The organism is Levilactobacillus muriae (genome assembly GCF_045862015.1).
GTDB lineage: Bacteria > Bacillota > Bacilli > Lactobacillales > Lactobacillaceae > Levilactobacillus > Levilactobacillus muriae.
Window position 1 is genome coordinate 1 of the sequence record NZ_BAAFRU010000072.1, and the last position, 1061, is coordinate 1061.

The window sequence follows — 1061 nt, forward strand, 5'->3', positions numbered from 1 at the left end:
GTGGATGGATATAGGTCTGCGACTATATCCCTTTTTTGTACATTTTTTTACATTCTTTGATTATACAAAAATATCCGTTGCCAGTAATCAAATTCATTTGATTACCAACAACAGATATTTTAGAACCAGAAAATCAAAGTGGCCACTAGGGTATACCCTAGTGGCCTTTCTTGTTTCTGTGCTATACTAGGAATTATAAGTGTTCATTAGAACTGTCCAAAAGGAGAGCTAAAAATGGCTAAAATCGGTTATGCTCGCGTGAGTTCCAAGGAGCAACATTTAGATCGACAGTTAGCGGCTTTAAAAGACGTTGATAAATTATTTACGGATAAATTAAGTGGGGCTAACATTAATCGGCCAGAACTGCAAAAGATGCTGGCCTATATTCGTGAGGGTGATATTGTCCTGGTCACTGAATTAGATCGCTTAGGCAGAAACAACCAGGATTTAACCCAGATCATGAACACCATTCAAAATAAGGGAGCAACCCTAGATGTGTTGAATTTGCCGTCCATGACAGGGATTGCTGACCCAAATTTACGTCAACTGATGACCAACTTGATTATTGAACTCTATAAGTATCAGGCCGAAAGTGAACGTAAGCGAATCATTGAGCGCCAGCAGCAAGGGATTGCCTTAGCTAAGCAGCAGGGTAAATATCATGGGCGTAAACCCCAATACACCCAAGACGATCCCCGCTTGCAACATGCTTTTAAACTTTATCAGGCAGGCATGAGTGATGTCGATGTTGCCCGTAATACAGGAATTAAACGGACAACCTTTATAAGGTATCGAAAGAAATTTAATGTTAAGGTAGATTGTAAATTATGAGCTTCTTTAAAGTGATTTCATTATGATGTATATGGCATAGTTGCTTTTCTTCGTGTTTAGGCTTACTATTTTGCAGTGCTATATTTCAATAATTAGCGTTGGAGGCAAGCAAATATGAATAAGCAACTAGAACGTGTTTCTTTTGCGGGGGCACTTGTTACTTTAGGAATTGTGTACGGTGATATTGGCACTTCACCATTGTATGTTATGAATGCATTGATTGGTGACGC

Annotated in this window: 2 protein-coding genes; both read left to right on the forward strand. The window is 39.0% G+C overall.

Translation table 11 applies throughout. The features are described 5' to 3' along the window. Positions 1-234 precede the first annotated feature (234 nt). The gene (locus ACKTSF_RS14555) at positions 235-831 is read left to right on the forward strand and encodes a recombinase family protein (RefSeq protein ID WP_056986399.1); all 597 of its coding nucleotides are present in this window, start codon (positions 235-237) and stop codon (positions 829-831) included. Positions 832-945: 114 nt separating this feature from the next. Continuing rightward, a partial coding sequence (locus tag ACKTSF_RS14560) for a KUP/HAK/KT family potassium transporter (protein WP_251899498.1) occupies positions 946-1061 on the forward strand: 116 nt, incomplete at its 3' end.

Coding starts and splice junctions, on each gene's coding strand:
- ACKTSF_RS14555 (WP_056986399.1), top strand. CDS start 235: ATGGCTAAAATCGGTTATGCTCGCGTGAGTTCCAAGGAGCAACATTTA.